Origin of the sequence: Pseudoalteromonas sp. SG45-5 (genome assembly GCF_014164085.1) — a bacterium.
GTDB classification, from domain to species: Bacteria; Pseudomonadota; Gammaproteobacteria; order Enterobacterales; family Alteromonadaceae; genus Pseudoalteromonas; species Pseudoalteromonas aliena.
This window is the reverse complement of record NZ_JACJEM010000217.1, coordinates 1-213: the sequence shown is the minus strand read 5'-3', so window position 1 is coordinate 213 and position 213 is coordinate 1. Positions and strand designations below refer to the sequence as shown.

At 43.2% G+C, this 213-nt stretch carries 1 pseudogene; it reads left to right on the top strand.

The features are described from left to right. Positions 1–213: pseudogene (locus H5119_RS20320) on the top strand (hypothetical protein); the annotation flags it as partial.

The window sequence follows — 213 nt, the reverse complement described above, 5'->3', positions numbered from 1 at the left end:
ATGCGCAAAAGAAGGCAAGCAACCGAAAAAATTGCTCCGCTTTGCAGGCATGCCACGTCAAATCATGCCAAAAGGGCTACCGTTTGAGCTTAAATCGTACCTTGAACTTGTTGAGTTAACAGGGCGTTGTATACGAGAGGACAAACGAGGGTATATTGAAAGTACACACTTACCCTTACTCGAAAGAGTCAATATTTCCTCTGAAAACTGGTT